Origin of the sequence: Comamonas denitrificans (genome assembly GCF_017368815.1) — a bacterium.
GTDB classification, from domain to species: Bacteria; Pseudomonadota; Gammaproteobacteria; order Burkholderiales; family Burkholderiaceae_C; genus Comamonas; species Comamonas denitrificans.
On record NZ_JAFNME010000007.1, the window covers coordinates 19,497 to 39,188 of the forward strand.

General features: G+C 58.6%; 20 protein-coding genes and 1 tRNA gene. 15 read left to right on the forward strand and 6 right to left on the reverse strand.

Features of this window, described 5'->3' with window-relative positions:
- Position 1 precedes the first annotated feature (1 nt).
- Entirely contained in the window at positions 2-166 is a 165-nt protein-coding gene (locus tag J1777_RS04570) for a DUF3149 domain-containing protein (protein ID WP_207574663.1), read from the reverse strand.
- 170 nt (positions 167-336) lie between these two features.
- Here J1777_RS04570 and J1777_RS04575 point away from each other — a divergent pair, with 170 nt between their 5' ends.
- Positions 337-798 carry a DUF2721 domain-containing protein gene (locus J1777_RS04575; protein WP_242700386.1) on the forward strand — a complete coding sequence of 154 codons (462 nt, stop codon included), beginning with the start codon at positions 337-339 and terminating at the stop codon, positions 796-798.
- 32 nt (positions 799-830) lie between these two features.
- Here J1777_RS04575 and J1777_RS04580 read toward each other — a convergent pair whose 3' ends face one another.
- Positions 831-1,136, reverse strand: coding sequence for a hypothetical protein (locus J1777_RS04580; protein WP_207574665.1), 306 nt, complete (start codon positions 1,134-1,136; stop codon positions 831-833).
- Positions 1,137-1,404: 268 nt separating this feature from the next.
- Between J1777_RS04580 and J1777_RS04585 the strand changes: the two genes are divergently transcribed.
- Positions 1,405-2,976: a methyl-accepting chemotaxis protein gene (locus J1777_RS04585; protein WP_207574666.1), complete on the forward strand. Its 1,572-nt coding sequence runs from the start codon at positions 1,405-1,407 to the stop codon at positions 2,974-2,976.
- A 108-nt stretch (positions 2,977-3,084) separates the two neighbouring features.
- On the opposite strand, the gene J1777_RS04590 is transcribed toward J1777_RS04585, so the two are convergent.
- From J1777_RS04590 to J1777_RS04600, 3 genes are all read right to left on the reverse strand, one after another.
- Positions 3,085-4,521 (reverse strand): ATP-binding protein, encoded by a 1,437-nt coding sequence (locus J1777_RS04590; protein ID WP_207574667.1) that lies wholly within the window; start codon positions 4,519-4,521, stop codon positions 3,085-3,087.
- The gene (gene ompR, locus J1777_RS04595; RefSeq protein ID WP_207574668.1) at positions 4,521-5,252 is read right to left on the reverse strand and encodes an osmolarity response regulator transcription factor OmpR; all 732 of its coding nucleotides are present in this window, start codon (positions 5,250-5,252) and stop codon (positions 4,521-4,523) included. Before ompR ends, J1777_RS04590 begins: the two co-directional genes overlap by 1 nt.
- A 180-nt stretch (positions 5,253-5,432) precedes the next feature.
- The gene (locus tag J1777_RS04600; RefSeq protein ID WP_242700387.1) at positions 5,433-6,215 is read right to left on the reverse strand and encodes a 3-hydroxybutyrate dehydrogenase; all 783 of its coding nucleotides are present in this window, start codon (positions 6,213-6,215) and stop codon (positions 5,433-5,435) included.
- Between the two features lie 84 nt (positions 6,216-6,299).
- On the opposite strand from J1777_RS04600, the gene J1777_RS04605 reads away from it, so the two are divergent.
- The 3 genes from J1777_RS04605 (at position 6,300) to J1777_RS04615 (ending at position 9,718) form a co-directional block, all read left to right on the forward strand.
- Positions 6,300-7,229, forward strand: a complete 930-nt coding sequence (locus J1777_RS04605) for an alpha/beta fold hydrolase (RefSeq protein WP_207574669.1) — start codon at positions 6,300-6,302, stop codon at positions 7,227-7,229.
- 42 nt (positions 7,230-7,271) lie between these two features.
- Positions 7,272-9,542: a RelA/SpoT family protein gene (locus tag J1777_RS04610; RefSeq protein WP_207574670.1), complete on the forward strand. Its 2,271-nt coding sequence runs from the start codon at positions 7,272-7,274 to the stop codon at positions 9,540-9,542.
- Positions 9,543-9,641: 99 nt separating this feature from the next.
- A tRNA-Val gene (locus J1777_RS04615) sits at positions 9,642-9,718 on the forward strand.
- A gap of 5 nt (positions 9,719-9,723) precedes the next feature.
- Here the strand turns inward: J1777_RS04615 and J1777_RS14495 are convergent.
- Complete coding sequence (locus J1777_RS14495) at positions 9,724-9,879, reverse strand: hypothetical protein (RefSeq protein ID WP_341352934.1); 156 nt, start codon at positions 9,877-9,879, stop codon at positions 9,724-9,726.
- Between J1777_RS14495 and earP the strand changes: the two genes are divergently transcribed.
- The 10 genes from earP to bamB all read left to right on the forward strand — a co-directional run bounded on the left by earP (position 9,832) and on the right by bamB (position 19,681).
- Positions 9,832-10,842, forward strand: coding sequence for an elongation factor P maturation arginine rhamnosyltransferase EarP (gene earP / locus J1777_RS04620; RefSeq protein WP_341352933.1), 1,011 nt, complete (start codon positions 9,832-9,834; stop codon positions 10,840-10,842). The genes J1777_RS14495 and earP overlap by 48 nt on opposite strands.
- 108 nt (positions 10,843-10,950) lie before the next feature.
- Positions 10,951-11,505 carry an elongation factor P gene (gene efp / locus J1777_RS04625; RefSeq protein WP_207574672.1) on the forward strand — a complete coding sequence of 185 codons (555 nt, stop codon included), beginning with the start codon at positions 10,951-10,953 and terminating at the stop codon, positions 11,503-11,505.
- A gap of 195 nt (positions 11,506-11,700) precedes the next feature.
- Positions 11,701-12,126: a nucleoside-diphosphate kinase gene (ndk, locus tag J1777_RS04630; RefSeq protein ID WP_207574673.1), complete on the forward strand. Its 426-nt coding sequence runs from the start codon at positions 11,701-11,703 to the stop codon at positions 12,124-12,126.
- 92 nt (positions 12,127-12,218) lie between these two features.
- Positions 12,219-13,361 carry a dual-specificity RNA methyltransferase RlmN gene (gene rlmN, locus J1777_RS04635; protein ID WP_207574674.1) on the forward strand — a complete coding sequence of 381 codons (1,143 nt, stop codon included), beginning with the start codon at positions 12,219-12,221 and terminating at the stop codon, positions 13,359-13,361.
- 132 nt (positions 13,362-13,493) lie between these two features.
- Positions 13,494-14,249 carry a tetratricopeptide repeat protein gene (locus J1777_RS04640; protein WP_207574675.1) on the forward strand — a complete coding sequence of 252 codons (756 nt, stop codon included), beginning with the start codon at positions 13,494-13,496 and terminating at the stop codon, positions 14,247-14,249.
- Positions 14,242-15,195 (forward strand): helix-turn-helix domain-containing protein, encoded by a 954-nt coding sequence (locus J1777_RS04645; RefSeq protein ID WP_207574676.1) that lies wholly within the window; start codon positions 14,242-14,244, stop codon positions 15,193-15,195. The genes J1777_RS04640 and J1777_RS04645 overlap by 8 nt, the downstream gene beginning before the upstream one ends.
- Positions 15,196-15,198: 3 nt before the next feature.
- Entirely contained in the window at positions 15,199-16,467 is a 1,269-nt protein-coding gene (ispG, locus tag J1777_RS04650; protein WP_207574677.1) for a flavodoxin-dependent (E)-4-hydroxy-3-methylbut-2-enyl-diphosphate synthase, read from the forward strand.
- A gap of 99 nt (positions 16,468-16,566) precedes the next feature.
- The gene (gene hisS, locus J1777_RS04655) at positions 16,567-17,862 is read left to right on the forward strand and encodes a histidine--tRNA ligase (protein ID WP_207574678.1); all 1,296 of its coding nucleotides are present in this window, start codon (positions 16,567-16,569) and stop codon (positions 17,860-17,862) included.
- A gap of 23 nt (positions 17,863-17,885) precedes the next feature.
- Positions 17,886-18,545 carry a YfgM family protein gene (locus J1777_RS04660; protein WP_207574679.1) on the forward strand — a complete coding sequence of 220 codons (660 nt, stop codon included), beginning with the start codon at positions 17,886-17,888 and terminating at the stop codon, positions 18,543-18,545.
- The gene (bamB, locus tag J1777_RS04665) at positions 18,545-19,681 is read left to right on the forward strand and encodes an outer membrane protein assembly factor BamB (protein WP_207574680.1); all 1,137 of its coding nucleotides are present in this window, start codon (positions 18,545-18,547) and stop codon (positions 19,679-19,681) included. The genes J1777_RS04660 and bamB overlap by 1 nt, the downstream gene beginning before the upstream one ends.
- Positions 19,682-19,692: the final 11 nt, after the last annotated feature.

The window sequence follows — 19,692 nt, forward strand, 5'->3', positions numbered from 1 at the left end:
CTTAAGGCTTTGGCAAATTTGTTTGTGTTTTTTCCGGATCTTCACCCAAGCGGATTTTGCCGAGGAACAAAATTGTGAACCAGATCCACATGACGATCACAAAAACGATGACCGCCAAGCTCATCAGGCCATAGTCGGTGGAGAATAAATCAGTCAGCATCTGCATAGCAACCCTCGGTTTGTTTAAGTTGGTAGTGCCCTAAATATCCATGCTCTCAGTAGTTTTTTGTTTGACGCATATCAAAATTTAGGATTGACCCTAGAGTTGTGCTTTGCTGTGGCATTTGCTTACTATCGCTCCCCCTCTGCTGTGCAGTTCCTAGTATGAATCTTGGTATGGATACTTCAACCGTTGCCCAAAACGTGCAGCTGGCACTGGCTCCCGTCTTTTTTTTAACGGCTGTGGCGGGCATGATTGCCGTGGTTGCAGGACGGTTGGCCCGCATCGTCGATCGTGCGCGGGTGGTGGAGTTGGCTTTGGAAAACGCCAGTAAAACCACTGAAATCGAAAAAAATTTGCGTGAGTTGCGCTACTTGCACTTGCGCGGGCGGTTGTCCAATGCCTCGATTGGGCTGCTGACCTTGTGTGGCTTTTTGATTGGCCTGACGATTATTTTTCTGTTCTTGGGGCAAGAGTGGGGCCTGCACGGCCAACGCATGGCGATATTTAGTTTTTTGGCTGGCGTGGTGTCGTTTATTGCGGCACTGATCGGCTTTTTGTGGGAAACCGTGCTGGCGATGCAGTTGTTCAATTCCAACGCTTTGGAAGTCGAGCGGCACATCCAGCGCGAAGGCTGAAATGGGCCGCGGGCAGGCAAGAGTGCGCAGCCTTAGTCCAGGCGCGCCAAGGCTTCGAGTAAGCCCCATTGATTGGCCAAAATTTGGTAGTGCGCGGTTTGTCCGGTTTTTTGGCTTTCCCCTTGAATAATCACCACATTGCCCATGGCTTGGGCTTTGGACGACAGGGGTTTGATTTTGTCGTATTGGTAGTTCTCAGCAATATCGCCCCGAAAATTAATGATTTTCGGATTGCCCGATCCCATCTGCTGGGCATGGGTGCTCAGTGTGCGCTCGCGGGTCACTTCGCTCAGGCCCTGGGTGATGGCTTTATCAAGGGAAATAGGTGTGTCGGTCATCGCTGTCTCTGAATCAATAATCCCGCCATCATGCCAGTTTGCTGGGGCAAACCCAAGCCGTGAGGGGCTGGGCTAGGGAAAACATGGTCGAATGCTGTGGCAAATTTAAAACGCCCGCCGCGATGCCCTTGGTGGGCGTTTTTGTACGCAATTGGTGAAATCACCAATGCGACCGATGGGTTGTTATTGTCCACTGTTGCCTTGTTTAGCACGGTCGTGCTTTTGCTGATGAGGAGAGATTCTGGTGGCCAAAAACAAGCAGGGCAGGATGCCCCATTTGAGCGTGACGCAAAAGTTGTGGCTGGGCGTGGCCACCATGGTGGTGGGCTCGATTGTGATTGCGGGCATGGCGGGGGTGCAATCGGCGCAGCACCAAAAAAGCTTTACAGCGCATGAGCAGGTGCTCGCTACCCGGTTGGCCCAGGCCGTGCAATGGCAGTCGCTCGCACAGGTAAATATGGTGCGCACACAGGCACAGGTGCTGGGGCAAGCCAGCGGGCAGGCCCAGCCGTTTGCGCAGCGGATTGCTACCACTGGGCAGGAGATTGAGGGTTTGCTCCAGGCGCTGCAAGCCAGTGCGCAAACACCGCAAGACAAACTGCAGCTGCAACAGGTGCAGCAGTTGCGTGAGCAGGCCTTGCAGCAGCGCCAAAAAATCTTCGCTGCCGATGGCGATGCCACCAGTCAGATTGCGCAAACCTATTTGCCTGCAGCGCAAGCTTATTTGCAGGGGATTGAGGGGTTGGTGCAGCACACCGGCCAAAGCCTAGCGGCACTGCGTTCAGAAATGGGAGCGGCCCGCCAAGGCGTGGTGCGCGGTGCCGTGATTAACATGCTGGTTTTGTTGGCCTTCATTGCGCTGGGTGCTTACCAATTGATTAATGGCATCCGGCGCGACTTGCTGCAGGCCAATGCGGTGGCAGGGCAAATTGCTGCAGGGGATTTGGCTGTGGCGGTGCAGGTGCAGCGCCAAGACGAATTTGGCCAGTTGCTGCAATCGATGCAAAGCATGAGTGGCTCGTTGGCGCAAATGCTCAGTGAGGTGCGTGATAGTGGCGACACGATTGCTTTGGCCAGTGCGGAAATTGCGGGTGGCAACCACGATTTGTCTTTGCGCACAGAGCAAACCTCCAGCCATTTGCAGCAAGCGGCAGGGGCTGTGCAGGCACTGGTGCAAACCTTGCAAACCACGGCGGATGGGGCGCAGCAGGCGGCCGAGTTGGCCGGCCAAGCGTCCAGTGTGGCCCAGCGTGGCGGGGCAGTGGTGGGGGAAGTGGTGGCGACGATGCAGGACATTCATGCCCATAGTGAAAAAATTGCCGACATCACCAGCGTGATTGACAGCATTGCGTTTCAAACCAATATCCTGGCCTTGAATGCGGCGGTTGAGGCGGCCCGGGCGGGTGAGCAAGGGCGTGGTTTTGCCGTGGTTGCGGCCGAGGTGCGCGAATTGGCCCAGCGCAGCGCCCAGGCAGCGCGGGAGATTAAACAGTTGATTCAGGATTCTGTGCAGCGTGTGGCCGATGGGAGGCGGCTGGTGGATACGGCCGGCAGCACCATGAGCGAAGTGGTGCAAGCAATTTACAGCGCCAGCACGGTGATGCACGGTATCAATGCCAGTGTGGCGGCCCAGCGCGATAGCGTGGGGCAGGTGCATGCGGCGGTGGGTGCTTTGGATCAAATGACGCTGCAAAATGCGGCCTTGGTCGAGCAAAGCGCGGCCGCCGCCAGCAGCATGCACCAGCAATCGGAGCAATTGCGCGGGTTGGTGCAGCGCTTTCATTTGGCCGATGTGGCCTATGCCTTGCCTGCGGTGCAACCAACGTTGCGCTTGGCGTGAGCGCAGGCAAGCCAGGCTGGCTGTGAAATAAAAGGAGCGTTTTGCGCAGTATTTATAACAAATTAATTGGTTTAACCCTTTAATTTATTGATAAATATGCGCAAGCAGCTATTGTTTTTGAATGTCCGCCTCTACGCCGGGCGGAAGCTGGCGCTTGATGGCGGGCCGCTGCAGACGTTGCTCGGTTTTTTGGCCCAGGTCGCTGGCGCGGCGCAGGTGAATTTGTGCTTCCATCCCGCCCCCTTCGGCGTTTTGCAGGGTCAGATGGCCGCCCATGCGCTGCACGGTTTTATCGACGATCGAGAGGCCAAGCCCCGCCCCGGCGGCGGCGGTGCGGGCGGTGTCGCTGCGGAAAAAGGGCTCGATCAGCTTGGCTAACTGTGCGGGCGGTACACCGTTGCCGTGGTCGCGCACTTTCAGGCGCACGTGGCGGCGGCGGATGTCCACCGAGATATTGACCTGGGCAATATCGGTGTCCGGTGTCTTGCCGTAGCGCCGTGCGTTTTCCAAAAGGTTGGAGATCACCCGTGCCAGCTCGACCTCGTCGGCCAAGACGGCGCAGTCCTCTGGAACCTCCATGGTGATTTGCAGCTCATGGTGGTTTTGCACGGCGTACATGCAAGAGGAAACCACTTGATGCAGATTGATGGGGGTGAGATGGACGTGGTCGGGGCGGGCGTAGTCCAGAAACTTATCAATCGTTGCATCCAGCTGGACGATGTCGGCAATCATGTGCTCCCGCGCGACATCGTCGGTCACGCTCATTTCGGTCTCCAGGCGCAGGCGGGCCAAAGGGGTGCGCAGGTCGTGGGAGATGCCCGCCAGCATGACGGCGCGGTCTTGTTCTAGGCTGGCAAGTTTTTGTGCCATGCGGTTAAAGCCGATATTGACTTCGCGGATTTCACTGGTGGCCGCCTCTTCATCCAGTTGGCTATCGAGAAAATCACCTTCACGCACCCTGGTGGCTGCGTAGCGCAGCTGTTTGAGGGGTTGGTTAATGAGCCGGGCAATCATGGCCGCGCCAGCAAAAGACAGCACCACGGCCACCATCAGCCACAGCAGCCAGGTTTTTTCTTCGGGCAAAACGGGAGGGGGGCGCTGCTCCAGCAACAGCCAATGGGGGCGGTCGTGAATGTCAAAGCCGATCCAGGTTCCGGCTTGTCCGTTCACATCGCTGGCCAAAATGGTGTCCGGGCCTAGGCGCTGGCGGATGATTTCGTGCAAGTACTGGTTGTCATGGGTCAATGCCATGGGCTTGAAGCTGTCGCTAGGCTTGCGTTCGCGAATGCGCAGCCCCTCTTGATCCGCCAGGGTTTTAAGCAAGGCTACCTGGGTAATGCCATCAGCATGCTCCAGCGCGGCACGGCTGAGATTGACCAGCGAGGCCGTTTGCTCTGCCGCCAGCAAATCATGGGGCTGGGCGTTGAAGGCACGCAAAGCTTGCAGCCACCCGCCAGTGCTGGAGAGCATCAGCACGGCGAGTAAAAAGAAGGTGCGCCAAAAGAGGCTGAGCTCCACTTTGCGCCAACTGGGCTTATTGGGCATTAGTGCGCACCATCTGGAACAAACACATAGCCCACGCCCCAAACGGTTTGGATGTAGCGCGGGTTGGCCGCATCCTCTTCCACCAGTTTGCGCAGGCGTGAGACTTGCACGTCCAGGCTGCGGTCAAAGGGCTCGAATTCACGTCCTCGGGCCAGCAAGGCCAGTTTTTCGCGTGACAGGGGTTGCCGGGGGTGGCGCACCAAGGCTTTGAGCATGGCAAATTCCCCGGTGGTGAGCGGTTGTTCTTCGTTATTTTTCAGTAACACGCGGGTGCCCAAGTCCAGGCAGAAGGGGCCAAAATTAACCACTTCATTCTCACTGCTGGGGGCCCCTGGCGCTTCTGGCTGTGGGCGGCGGCGCAAAACGGCGTGGATGCGGGCCAGCAATTCACGGGGGTTAAAAGGCTTGCCCAAGTAGTCATCGGCCCCGACTTCCAGGCCGACGATGCGATCGACATCTTCGCTTTTGGCGGTCAGCATGATGATGGGGGTGCGGTCGTGGGCCGCACGCAAGCGGCGGCAGATGGACAGACCATCTTCGCCAGGCATCATCAAGTCCAGCACGATCAAGTCGGCACTTTCACGCAGCAGCAAGCGGTTGAGGGCTTTGCCATCTTCGGCAATCGAGACTTCAAACCCTTCTTGGGTCAGATAGCGGCGCAGCAGGTCGCGGATGCGTGCATCGTCATCGACCACAATGATTTTGTCGGTGCGGCTGGGGGAGGTAGACATCTCAAAATCCTTTCAAACGGGCAGCATCTGTAACATGCGCCAATTGTGCCGGGTTCTGTGGTTACTAATTGTTATTTTCTGTTTGCCTGACTAAAAGTTACATAAATTGCCAAATACTAAGAAGGCCTGCACTTTGGTGCAGGCCTTTATGCGCAGTGACAAAAAGGGTGTGCCGTGCGCTTACTGCGCAGCCCAGCCACCGTCCATGTTCCACGCCACACCGCGCACGTTGTTGGCGGCCGGTGAGCAGAAGAAGACGGCCAAGCCGCCCAGCTCTTCGGGGGTGGTAAATTGCATCGAGGGCTCTTTCTCACCCAAGAGCAGTTTGGTGGCTTCGGCGTTGGAGATGCTGTGCTCAGCCGCTTTGGCATCTACTTGCTTTTGCACCAGGGGAGTCAGTACCCAGCCGGGGCAGATGGCGTTGCAGGTGACTCCTGTGGTGGCATTTTCCAAGGCCGTGACTTTGGTCAGGCCCACAATGCCGTGCTTTGCGGCGACGTAGGCTGATTTTTGGGCAGAGCCGACCAAGCCATGCACGGAGGCAACGTTGATGATGCGCCCCCAGTTGGCTTGCTGCATGGCAGGCAGGGCCAAGCGGGTGGTGTGAAAGGCGCTGGAGAGGTTGATGGCCAAAATCGCATCCCATTTTTCCACCGGAAAGTCTTGCACCGGGGCCACATGCTGAATGCCGGCGTTGTTTACCAAAATATCCACCCGGCCAAAGCGCTCAGCGGCAAAAGCCATCATGGCAGCAATTTCGTCGGCTTTGCTCATGTCGGCACCGTGGTATTCGACTTGGATGGCACGCTGGCCGGCCGCTTGGCGTACGGCCGCGATGGGGCCTTCAGTCTCACCAAAGCCATTGAGGACGATGTTGGCACCTTGGGCGGCCAAGGCTTGGGCAATCCCCAAGCCAATGCCGCTGGTGGAGCCGGTGACTAAAGCAGTTTTTCCTGTGAGCATGATGACTTTGCCTCTCTTTGATAGCAGCAGAATGAATTACGATGAAGCATTCATTATCAAATGCCCCGTGGCATGTTTTCTACCATGATTGAATCTAGGCTGAACTACGTAATGTGCCCCGGTGCCGCCCGCGCCGTCCCAGGCGGGGAAGACGGTGTGAATCAGCACCGTGTGGGCTATTGGGAGTGGAACCAAACCGGTCAGGTGGACCATCCGCATGTCATTGTTTGTGTCCATGGATTAACACGGCAAGGACGTGATTTTGATGTGCTGGCGCAGGCGCTCAGCCACCATGCCCGGGTGATTTGCCCCGATATCGCAGGCCGTGGCCAAAGCGACTGGCTGGCCGATCCAATGGCCTATGGCGTGCCGCAATATGCATTCGATATGCTGGTGTTGCTTACGCAGGTGCATGCCCAGTACCCCATCGCGCAGCTTGATTGGGTGGGTACCAGCATGGGCGGTTTGATTGGTATGGCGGTTGCTGGAACCCCAGACTTGGCCTTGCCGGTGCCGATTCGGCGTTTATTGCTCAATGATGTTGGGCCGCGCTTGGAGTGGTCGGCGCTGCAACGCATTGGCACGTATGTGGGCGAGTCGCCCCGCTTTGCCTCGGTGGAGGAAGGTGCCGCTTGGCTGCGGGTGCAGTCGGCCGATTTCGGGCCGCATACCGATGCACAGTGGCTGGCCTTGTCTGGGCCGATGCTGCGCCCTGGGCCTGAGGGCGGATTTGTCCTGCACTACGACCCAAAAATTGCCGTGCCGATGCAAGGCATGACCCAAGAGCAGGTCGCGCAGGGTGAAGCCTTGCTCTGGAATTTGTATGACGCGATCACCGCGCAAACGCTGGTGCTGCGTGGTGCAAAATCGGATTTGCTGACCGCTAAGACGGTGCAGGAAATGGCCCAACGCGGCCCCAAAGCACACAGCGCGACGCTTGAAGGTGTGGGGCATGCCCCCACCTTGGTGCAGCCAGAGCAAGTGGCGCTGGTGAAAGAATTCTTATTTAGGTAAATAAATGCCCTGTTGTAACTTTGGCATCCACCCGGGGCGTGTATGCGCAGCGTAACTTCCTTGCCCCCCACAGTGGGTGAAAACGTCACACCCCCCAATGTGCTTGCCCAGCCGGTTCAGCCCGTGGCCGATGTACCAGATTTAATCGCGGCGACGGCCAATTCAATTCCGGGACAGGTCAATGCTTTGCTGCGGGCGCGTACCTTTGCCGAGCCCTTGTTGGCGGGTGAAACCCTTTCCACTGGCGAAGGCACCTTGGCCCACGCCGATGCCGTAGCGGCAATTTTGCAAGGCATTGGCGGCTCAGAGACCATGCAGGCGGCGGTGTATCTGGTGTATGCCAGCTTGCACTTGAATAAGCCCCTGGAGGTGCTCACCAAGGCGTTTGGCCCGCACTTTGCCTCTTTGGCGGTGGAGACTGTCAAGCTCATGCGCGTGCAGCAGCAATCGCGCAATGCCGAGCGCTTGGTGGCCCAGGCGCAAAACCCAGGCTTGCAAACCGAGACCGTGCGCAAAATGCTGCTGGGTTTTTCGCGTGATGTGCGGGTGGTGTTGCTGCGCTTGGCCTCGCGCCTGCAAACCTTGCGCTGGTATGCGGCCAGTAAGCAAACCATCGCTCCGGCCATGGCGCACGAGGCTTTGCATGTGTTTGCGCCCCTGGCCAATCGCTTGGGTATTTGGCAAATCAAGTGGGAGATTGAGGATTTAGCATTTCGCTTTTTGGAGCCACAAACTTACCGTGAAATTGCCAAGCTTCTGGATGAAAAACGCGCTGAACGCGAGGTGTACCTGGAGCAGCTGCGCCATAAATTAGAGGCCCAATTGCGGGCGGCAAGCATCAGTGCCAGCGTGCAAGGGCGGCCTAAGCACATCTACAGCATTATCAAAAAAATGCGCGGCAAGCGCCTGAGTTTTGACCAGCTGTTTGATCTTCGGGCCTTGCGTGTGGTGGTTCCCACGGTGAAAGATTGCTACACCACCTTGTCATGGGTGCACCAGCATTTCAAGCCGATCGAGTCGGAGTTTGACGACTACATCGCCCGTCCCAAACCCAATGGCTACCAGTCGTTGCATACCGTGGTGCGCGATGAAAATGGCAAGGCCATTGAAATTCAAATTCGCTCTCAAGCCATGCACGAGCATGCAGAAAACGGAGTGGCTGCGCACTGGGCCTACAAAGAGGCGGGGACCAAGGGCTATGCCGGAGTGAGTGCGACCGGGCAATACGATGCAAAAATTGCTGTCTTGCGCCAGCTGCTGGCCTGGGGCAAGGATTTGTCCGAAGACCCAGCGCACAAAGGGCTGTTTGACGATCGCATCTATGTGCTGACCCCAGATGCAGCGGTGATTGAGTTGCCGGAAGGGGCCACTCCGGTAGATTTTGCCTACAGCGTGCACACGGATTTGGGCCACCGCTGCCGGGGCGCGCGGGTCGATGGCAACATGGTGCCGCTTAATGCAGCACTGAAAAGCGGGCAGACGGTAGAGATCATCACCGTCAAAGAAGGCCGCCCTTCGCGCGATTGGCTCAATTCTGATTTAGGTTATTTGCATAGCAACCGCGCCAAGGCCAAGGTGCGGGCTTGGTTCAATGCCCAGGCCACGCACGAAACGGTGGCACGCGGGCGCGAGTCGGTCGAAAAACTCCTGCAGCGCGAAGGTAAAACAGCACTCAAACTGGACGACTTGGCACTGCAGCTGGGTTTTAAATCGGCCGATGCCTTGTTTGAAGTGGTGGGCAAGGATGAGTATTCACTGCGCAATATTGAAACCTTGCTGCGACCCGCTGAGTCGGCTGCGCCGGACACCGACCCCCAATTGCTGGTGCGCAAACCCCGCACCAACCAAGGGAGCAAAGGAGGGGTGTTGGTGGTGGGGGTGGATTCTTTATTGACCCAGTTGGCCAAATGCTGCCGCCCGGCACCGCCAGATCCGATTGCCGGCTTTGTCACGCGTGGCAAAGGCGTGAGTGTGCACCGCACCGATTGCACTAATTTTCGGCAAATGGCCGCCTGCAACCACGAGCGGGTGATTGATGTGGCATGGGGCGCAAGCAACCCTAGCACTGACAGCAAAGCCGCTGTTTACCCCGTGGATGTGGCCGTGCAAGCCAGCGACCGCCAAGGCCTGTTGCGAGATATCTCTGAGGTCTTTGCCCGGGAGAAAACCAATGTCATTGGTGTGCAAACCCAGTCACTCAAAAATGTGGCGTGGATGACGTTTACCGTCGAAGTCTCGGATGCTGTGCGCTTAGCCAAAGTGCTGGCGTTGGTTGCGGGCGTGCCTGGTGTGCGCTCTGCACGCAGGCGATAAACGCAGGGCAGATCGGCTGTAAACACGGATAAATGAATAAATCGGTATTTTTGAAAAATCATCGAAAAAGTGGTGCTACAATTCGATCTTCGCAACGACAGGCGCGTAGCTCAGTTGGTTAGAGCACCACCTTGACATGGTGGGGGTCGTTGGTTCGAATCCAATCGCGCCTACCAAATTATTAAAAATCCCGCAATAAAAATTGCGGGATTTTTTTTGCCTGTTTTTTATGGATCATCCAGTTCTGCGTTGGGCTATTTTTTGTCAAGTTATTGATAATTTTGGCGATATCGGCGTTTGCTGGCGGCTGGCGGCCGATTTGGCCCAGCGTGGTCATGCCGTATGTTTGCGGGTGGATGATCCGGCTGCCTTGGCCTGGATGGCCCCGCAGGGTGCCAATGGGGTGCAGGTGCTGCCCTACGATGCGCCATGGGACGATGCGCAAGCGCCCAATGTGGTCATTGAGGCCTTTGGCTGTGAGGCTCCGCCTGCGCACTTGCTCGCCTTGGCCCAGCGACCGGTGCCGCTCATTAATTTGGAATATTTAAGCGCTGAAGGCTATGTGGAGCGCTGCCACCGCCTGCCGTCCCCGATTTTGCAAGGCTCGGGGCAGGGCTTGGTGCGCTGGTTTTTTTATCCTGGATTTACGCCAATGACCGGCGGTTTGCTGCGCGAGCCTGATTTGCCGCAGCGCCAGGCGGCGTTTGATCGCCAGCATTGGCGCCAGCAGCAGGGCGTGCGTGCTCAATCTTTGGCGATCTCTTTGTTTTGTTATGAACCGGCGGCCTTGCCGGAATGGTTGCAACAGTGCGCAGCCCAGCCCGATTGGCAGTTGCTGGTGACCCCAGGGCGGGCAACTGCAGCGGTGCAAGAATATTTAGATAAAAACGCTGCTCATCCCTTGATGGATAAGCGCAAGCAGCTCTTATTTTTAAACCCCTGCAGCCAAGCTGAGTTTGATCATTTGCTCTGGGCCTGTGACCTCAATTTGGTGCGGGGTGAAGATTCATTGGTGCGGGCGCTGTGGGCGGGCCAGCCGTTGGTGTGGCACATCTACCCGCAAGAGGATGGTGCCCACCATGCCAAGCTGCAAGCGTTTTTGGATTGGCTGCAAGCCCCGGCCAGTTTGCGGGACTTTCACTGGGCCTGGAATGGCATGGCGGCCCCTGATACCTTGCCGTTGCTTGACCACGCCATGCTGGCGCAGTGGCGCGCTTGCACCGTGGCCGCGCGCCAGCGTTTGCTGGAGCAAAACAGCCTTATTGATCAACTGCAAATGTTTATTGCTGAAAAAAGTTAAAATCCGCAGCTTTTGCTGACCGTGGGTCATGCCTTTGCATGTTTTTACGTCTTTGGCCGGTGCGGTTGCTCTTTCTCTTTATTCCCTTTTTTCCTCTCTAGTTAAATTATGAAAATCGCTCAAGAAATCCGCGCTGGTAACGTCATCATGAACGGCAAGGATCCAATGATTGTTCTGAAAACCGAATACGCCCGTGGTGGCCGTGGCGCGGCAACGGTGCGCATGAAGCTCAAAGCCTTGCTGGGCAACATGGGCACCGAGGTGGTGTTCAAGGCCGACGACAAAATCGACAACGTGGTGCTCGACAAGAAAGAGTGCACCTACTCTTACTTCGCCGATCCTATGTACGTGTGGATGGACGCTGAGTACAACCAGTACGAAGTGGAAGCCGAAAACATGGCCGATGCCCTGAACTACTTGGAAGATGGCATGACCGCTGAAGTCGTGTTCTATGACGGCAAAGCCATTTCGGTCGAGCTGCCCACCATCGTGGTGCGTGAAGTGACTTGGACCGAGCCTGCTGTCAAAGGCGACACCTCGGGCAAAGTGCTCAAGCCCGCCAAAATTGCCACCGGCTTTGAAGTGGCCATCCCCTTGTTTGTGGACCAGGGCGACAAGATTGAAGTGGATACCCGCACCGGCGAATACCGCAAACGCGTGTAATCAGTGTGCTCCGCGCAGCTGGAACGAAAAAAGGCTTCCGCAGGGAAGCCTTTTTTATGTGTGGCCGGGTGGAGGGTGTGTGGGCTTTTGTAATCATTTCGGATAAAATCGCCCGTTTTGCCAACTAGGCCTAAGTGCTTTTGTTGTTCTTGCAAAAAAGATGTTTAAGATTTTTTACTCTAGGAAAAATATTTCATGGCCCTCGAACGTACCCTCTCGATCATCAAACCCGACGCTGTTGCCAAGAACGTGATCGGTCAAATCTACGCTCGTTTTGAAGCTGCTGGCCTGAAGATTGCGGCTGCCAAAATGGCCCACCTGTCGCGTGGCGAAGCCGAGCAGTTCTACGCCGTGCACAAAGAGCGCCCTTTCTTTAAAGATCTGGTGGACTTCATGGTCTCCGGCCCCGTGATGATCCAGGTGCTGGAAGGTGAAGGCGCCATCCTGAAAAACCGTGAACTGATGGGTGCTACCGATCCCAAGAAAGCCGAAGCGGGCACCATCCGTGCTGACTTTGCTGACAGCATCGATGCCAACGCCGTACACGGCTCGGACGCTGCGGAAACTGCCGCTGTGGAAATTGCCTTCTTCTTCCCCGGCATGAACGTTTACGCACGTTAATTTTTTGCGCTAACAGCAAAAAGCCCCATGCGGCCTTGGCGCTGCATGGGGCGTTGCCTTTTGGTGCGCGCACTTGCGCTGGCATGGGCATCATGACCACTACTACCACGACTTCCTTGACCAATCTTTTGAATTTTGATCTCCCAGGCCTGATTGCGTATTGCCAGGAACTGGGGGAAAAACCTTTTCGCGCCACGCAGCTGTTTCGCTGGATTCACCAGCGCGGGGCGACCGACTTTGCCCAGATGACCGATCTGGCCAAGTCGCTGCGCGAAAAGCTCACCGCCCAGGCCCGCATTGAAGGCCTGAAAATCCTCACCCAGCAGGAATCGCGTGACGGCACGATCAAGTGGCTGTTTGATGTGGGCGATGGCAATGCGGTCGAGGCGGTGTTCATTCCTGAGGACGACCGCGGCACGCTGTGCGTTTCTTCCCAGGCCGGGTGCGCGGTGGGCTGCCGTTTTTGCTCCACGGGACACCAGGGCTTTAGCCGGAATCTGACCAGCGGCGAAATCATTGCCCAGCTGTGGTTTGCCGAGCATTTTCTGCGCCAGCACTTACAAACTTCTGAGCGTGTAATCACCAATGTGGTGATGATGGGCATGGGCGAGCCGCTACAAAATTATTCGGCCTTGGTGCCGGCCTTGAAAATCATGCTGGATGACCATGGCTACGGCCTGTCGCGCCGGCGGGTAACCGTATCCACGTCTGGCGTGGTGCCGATGATGGAGCGCCTGGGCCAGGACTGCCCGGTAGCGCTGGCGGTATCGCTGCACGCGCCCAACGATGCGTTGCGTGATTACTTGGTGCCGCTCAATAAAAAGTATCCGCTAGCCGAATTGCTCCAGACCTGCGAGGACTATTTGCAGTTTGCCCCGCGTGACTTTGTCACCTTTGAATATTGCATGCTCGATGGCGTGAACGACCAGCCTGAGCACGCACAACAGCTGATTGACTTGGTACGCCAGTACGGCAACGGCAAGGCCTGGTGCAAGCTCAATTTGATTCCGTTTAACCCCTTTCCCCAGTCGGGGTTGCAACGCTCGAGCAATGCGGCAGTGCAGCGCTTTGCCCAGTTGCTCACGCAGGCGGGCATTGTCACCACCGTGCGCAAGACGCGCGGCGACGATATTGATGCGGCCTGCGGCCAGTTGGCCGGCGACGTAAAAGATCGCACTGGAGCGGCTGACCGGATGGCAAAGCAACGTACTATTCGCATTCACCGCACCCACTAGGGTTTTTTGGTTGTTGAAAGTGAAAGGATCTTCATGTCTGCAGCGTTTGTCCCGTCTCGGTTGCTGCCCTCTGTGTTGGCTATTGCACGTCGATTGCAATGGGGCTTAAGCGTTGGGATACTGGCGGCAGCCATGGCCGGTTGCACTACCACGGGGGCGATGTACGACAGTGCAAGTGCAGTGAGCACGGGAATCGACACCGAGTCCGAGGTTTATCGCCTGGCCAACACCCGATTGCAACTGGGGGCCATGCACTTTCAAGAAGGGCGCAATGAAATCGCTTTGAACGAAGTGATGCGCGCTTTGCAGGTGTACCCGGAGTATGTCGATGCCCATAACCTGCAGGGCTGGATTTACATGGCCGAGCGCGATTACCTCAAGGCCGATGCCAGCTTTGACCGTGCGCTCAGGCTGCGCCCGGGGGACCCCAACACCCGTTACAACCAAGGCTGGTCGCAGTGCCAGCAAAAGAATTTTGATATGGCCCAGCTGCACTTTGATGCAGCCTTGGCTGCCAGCCGCTTTGCCAGCGAAGACCGTGCCCGCACCTTGTTGGCCAAGGTGGTGTGCCTGCGCCAGGCGGGGAGCAAAGAAGATTTGCTGCCGTTGATGGCCCAGGCCTATGAATTGAACCCGGGCAATCCGTCGATCGCGCTGAACTATGCGCAAGTCTTGTTTGACCAAGACAATGCCCAAAAAGCGCGTTTTTATGTGCAGCGGTTGAATAACAGTGAAGGGGTCAGCGCCGCCTCTTTGTGGCTGGGGATCAAGGTTGAGCGCAAGCTGGGCGACAGCGTGGCTGTGCGCCAATTGGCAGGCCAGCTGGTGCAGCGCTTCCCCACTTCGCCAGAGCGTGAGAAGTTTGAGCAAGGGACGTTTGATGAGTGATTCGATGTCAGCGGCGACAGAAACAACGTTGCCACAGGAGGTGGCACCTGCCGCAGCGGTATCTGCCGGTGCCTTGCTGCGCCAAGCGCGTCAAGCCCAGGGGGTGGCGCTGGGGGATTTGGCGGCGACGTTAAAAGTGCCGGTCGAAAAACTCCAAGCCCTCGAAGATGAAGACTGGCAGCGCTTGCCCGATGTGGTCTTTTTGCGTGCTTTGGCGCAAACCATCTGCCGCACTTTGCACCTAGAGGCTGCGCCGGTTCTGGCATTGTTGCCGCAGCAAAAAGTGACGGCCCTGGCACCGCAGGGCGGGCTCAACGCCCCCATGCGCGAGCGTGGCGTGCCATCGATTCTGGCTACCAAAACCCAACACTCCCCTTGGCCTTGGGTGGTGTTGTTGCTGATTGTCCTGGGCGGGGGCGGCTACCTTGGGGTGCAGTGGATGGCGCCAGAGTGGGTGCGTGGCGTGTCCACCACGGTGCCTGCCCCGTCCGACCCGGTAGGCGACAGCCCCTTGTTCTCCCCTGCCGGGCCCGAAGAAGGCGATGGGGCCCAGGCCGGCGAAGTCCCTACGGTTCAAGCTGCGGCTTTGATGCAGCCTGCCTTGCAGGAGGAAGAGGTCGCTCAGCCTGGCTTTGCAGCCCCGGCCCCGGCCCCAGTTGCTCAGGCTGAGCCAGCAGCAGCACCAGCGGCACCAGCAGCGGCCAGCGTGAGTCCTGTGCTGCGCATTACCGCCAAGGGGGCCACCTGGGTGCAGGTGTTGGATGCCCAGCAGCGCCTGCTGATTGAGAAAATTTTGCAAGACGGCGAGGTGTTCTCCACCTCTGCCCCCAAGCCGCTGACGGTGGCGGTGGGCAAGGCCGATCTGGCGACGGTGGAAGTCAATGGTGCCCCGTTTGATCTGCAGGCTGTGGCCCGCAGCAACGTGGCCCGCTTTGAGGTGAAGTAACAAGTGTCTGTTGAATGTTTGGCCGCCAGCCCCATTGCGCTGGCCGCACCCCTGCCTCGGCGCAGCCGCCAGGCCCGCGTGGTGTGGGGCAGTCATGTGGTGACGGTGGGCGGCGATGCCCCCGTGCGCCTGCAGTCCATGACCAATACCGACACCGTGGAAGCGGTGGAAACCGCCATCCAGGTGCGCGATCTGGCTCAGGCCGGCTCAGAGCTGGTGCGCATTACCGTCAATACCCCAGAGGCCGCCCAGGCCGTGCCCTACATCCGCGAGCAGCTCGACCGCATGGGCTGCAATGTGCCGCTGGTGGGCGATTTTCACTACAACGGCCACCGGCTGCTGACCGACTTTCCGGACTGCGCCCAGGCGCTGTCCAAGTACCGCATCAACCCCGGTAACGTGGGCAAGGGCGACAAAAAGGACAAGCAGTTTGCCCAGATGATCGAGATCGCCGCCCGCCACGACAAAGCGGTGCGCATCGGCGTGAACTGGGGCAGCCTGGACCAAGAGCTGCTCGCGCAATTGATGGATGTGAACGCCCAGCGCCCCCAGCCCTGGGATGCGCGGCAGGTGATGTACGAGGCGCTGATCACCTCGGCCATTGACTCGGCACGCCGCGCGCAAGCGCTTGGGCTGAACGGCGACAACATCTTGCTGTCCTGCAAAGTCAGTGGCGTGCAGGATTTGATCGCCGTGTACCGCGAGCTGGCACGGCGCTGCGACTACGCCCTGCACCTGGGCCTGACCGAGGCTGGCATGGGCACACGCGGCACGGTGTCGTCCAGCGTGGCCTTAGGCATCCTGCTGCAAGAGGGCATTGGCGACACGATTCGCGTCTCGCTCACGCCTCAGCCGGGCGAAGCACGCACGCAAGAGGTGGTGGTAGCGGCCGAAATCGTGCAGGCACTGGGCATGCGCTCGTTTGTGCCCAGCGTCACCGCCTGCCCCGGCTGTGGGCGCACCACCAGCACTGTTTTTCAAGAGCTGGCCAAAGAGATTGATGACTTCCTGCGGGCGCAAATGCCCGTGTGGCGCAAGCAATATCCAGGCGTGGAAAGCATGAAAGTGGCCGTCATGGGCTGCATCGTCAATGGCCCCGGCGAGAGCAAGCACGCCGATATCGGCATCAGCCTGCCTGGCACCGGCGAAGCGCCCACGGCCCCGGTGTACATCGACGGCGAAAAAGCCCTGACGCTGCGCGGTGAGCACATTGCGCAAGAGTTTCAGCGCATCGTGCTGGATTACGTCCAGCAGCGGTACGGAAAAAATTAATAGCTGTTTGCGCTTTTTTATAAACAGTTTCAGGTAAAAATTGCCCTGAAACTCTTATCAATAAAGCGGTAGAAGCTCTTTTTAAAAATCTAAAACAAGATGACAAAACCCGAAAAGTTAAGCGCCGTCAAAGGCATGAACGACATCCTGCCCGGCCAGTCCGAGCGCTGGCAGTGGCTCGAAGCGCAGGTGCGCGACTTGATGGACGGCTATGCCTACCGCAATGTGCGCACGCCCATCGTGGAGCACACCCAGCTGTTTGTGCGCGGTATCGGTGAAGTGACCGACATTGTTGAAAAAGAGATGTACTCGTTCGAAGACAAGTTGAACGGCGAGCGCCTGACCTTGCGCCCCGAAGGCACCGCCAGCCTGGTGCGCGCCACGGTCGAGCACAACCTGCTCTACGACGGCGGCAAGCGCATGTGGTACATCGGCCCCATGTTTCGCCACGAGCGGCCCCAGCGCGGCCGCTACCGCCAGTTCCACCAGATCGGTGCCGAGGCCCTGGGCTTTGCCGGGCCGGATGTCGATGCCGAATTGATCTTGCTGGCTGTGGCCCTGTGGAAGCGCCTGGGCCTGTCGCAATGGCGCTTAGAAATCAACAGCCTGGGCCAGCCCGCAGAGCGCCAGGCGCACCGCACCGCGCTGATTGCGTACCTGGAGCAGCACCAAGATGTGCTGGACGAGGAAGCCAAGCGGCGCATGTACAGCAACCCCTTGCGCGTGCTGGACACCAAAAACCCCGCCATGCAAGCCATGGTGAACGCTGCGCCCAAGCTGATTGACTACCTGGGCGAAGCGTCCCTGGCGCACCTGCGCGGCGTGCAAGCCATCCTGGATGCCAACGGCGTGCCCTGGACGCTCAACCCCCGCCTGGTGCGCGGCCTGGATTACTACAACCTCACGGTGTTTGAATTTGTCACCGACCTGCTCGGTGCCCAAGGCACCATCTGCGCCGGCGGGCGCTACGACTACCTGATCGAGCAAATTGGCGGCAAGCCGGCCCCGGCCGTGGGCTGGGCGCTGGGCGTGGAGCGCGTGCTGGAGCTGGTCAAAGAGCTGGGCACCGACATCCCCACGCCCCAGCCCGATGCCTATGCCATCGTTCCCGATGCGGGGGCCATGCCCCAGGTGCTCACCACCCTGACGGCGCTGCGCGAAGCCGGGGTGCGCGTGCAAATGCACGCCGCCACCGAGCAAGGCATGGGCAGCATGAAGTCGCAATTTAAAAAAGCCGATGCCAGTGGGGCCCACTTTGCCCTGATTTTTGGCGGCGACGAGCTGGCGCGGGGCGAGGTCACCGTCAAAGCCCTGCGCGATGGCCAAGGGGCGCAAACCACCCAGCCGCTGGCCGCTGCCGCAGACTGGGCGCACCACCTACAATCACGGGCTTAAATTTTTGGCGAAGGCACAGCACGATGGCAACGCATTTGGACTTAGAAGAACAGGAACAGCTTGACCAGCTCAAGCATTTTTGGAACCAGTGGGGCACCCCGATCACCAGTGTTTTGGTCGTGGTACTGGGCAGTTTTGCCGCTTGGAACGGCTGGCAGCTGTGGCAACAACGCCAGGCAGAGCAAGCCGCCGCCTTGGCCGATGCGGTGACTGTTGCCATTGAAAGCCAAGACCAAGGCCGCGTGGCCCTGGCCTTTGAAGCCCTGAAAAATGAATACGGCAGCACCGTGCAAGCCAGCCAAGCGGCGCTGCAGGTGGCCAAATCGGCCGAAGCAGCCCACAAATCTGATACCGCCAAAGCCGCTTTGCAGTGGGCCGCTGACCACGCTGAAGACCCCGGCTACCAAGCAGCGGCCAAATTGCGCCTGGCGGCCCTGCACGTCGAGGCCAAAGACTACGATGCCGCCGCTGCTGTGCTGCAAGGCGCTATCGCCCCTGAATTCAACGCCCTGGTGCAAGATCGCCTGGGCGATGTGCTGCAGCTGCAAGGCAAAACGCAAGAGGCCATTGCCGCCTACCAGCAAGCGTGGCAGCAGCTCGATCCCCGTTTGGAATACCGCGCCCTGGTGGGCTTCAAACTCAACGCCTTGGGCGTGGCAACTACAACACCGCAGGCTTCGTAATGACAACATCTCCTCTTCCCCGCTGGGCGCAGCGCAGCGCTTTGGTTTTGGCCCTTGCTTTTGGGGTGGCCGCTTGCGGCTCCAAAACACCGAAACCTGCTGATTTGGGCCCCAACATCCCCCTGCTGCCCGTGCGCCAGGCCTGGCACAGCAGCATTCCCAGTTTGAAAAATGCCAGCATCGCCCCCCAAGTGGTGGGCCAAAGCCTGGTGCTGGCTGCGGCCGATGGCACCGTGGTGAGCCTGGACGGAGCCACGGGCCGTGAACAATGGCGCGGCCAGGTCGGCAAAGCCTTGCTGACCGGCGTGGGCAGCGATGGCACCCAGGCCGCGGTGGTCACCGTGGCCAATGAATTGGTGCTGCTGGACCAAGGCCGCACGCAATGGAGCAAACCGCTCAATGCGGCCGCCTACACCGCACCGCTGGTGGCCGGTGGCCGGGTGTTTGTGCTCACCGCCGACCGCCATTTGAGCGCCTACGATGCCCAAGACGGTGCCCACTTGTGGACGCTGCAGCGCGATGGCGAACCCCTGGTGCTGCGCCAGCAGGGCGTGTTGGTCGCCCATGGCAATACCTTGTTGGCGGGCCTGTCGGGCCGCCTGGTGGCAATCGATCCGGACAACGGTGCCGTGCTGTGGGAAGCGCCCTTGGCTGCGCCCCGGGGCACCAATGATGTGGAGCGCCTGGTCGATTTGGTTGGCCCCTCCACCCGCAACAACGATGTGGTCTGTGCCCGCGCCTACCAAGCCAGCGTAGGCTGCGTTGATGTCGGCCAAGCCCGGCTGATGTGGACGGCGAAAGCCACCGGCGCGGTTGGCATTGCCAGCAATGCCGAGCAGGTCTTTGGCAGCGAAAGCAATGGCACCGTACAGGCCTGGAGCCGCCGCGATGGCAGCAAACAATGGAGCACGCAGCGCTTGCAGCTGCGGCAATTGACCGCTCCTTTGGCCTTAGGTCGTTCTGTGGTGGTCGGTGATAGCTCTGGTTTAGTGCATATGCTCTCTAAAGACGATGGCACCCCGCTCAACCGTTTGACCACCGACAGCAGCGGCATTGCCGCCACCCCCGTGGTGGTGGCCGATACCCTGGTGGTGCTGACCCGCAATGGCGGGGTGTACGGCTTCCGCCCTGATTAAAAAGTTAAGAA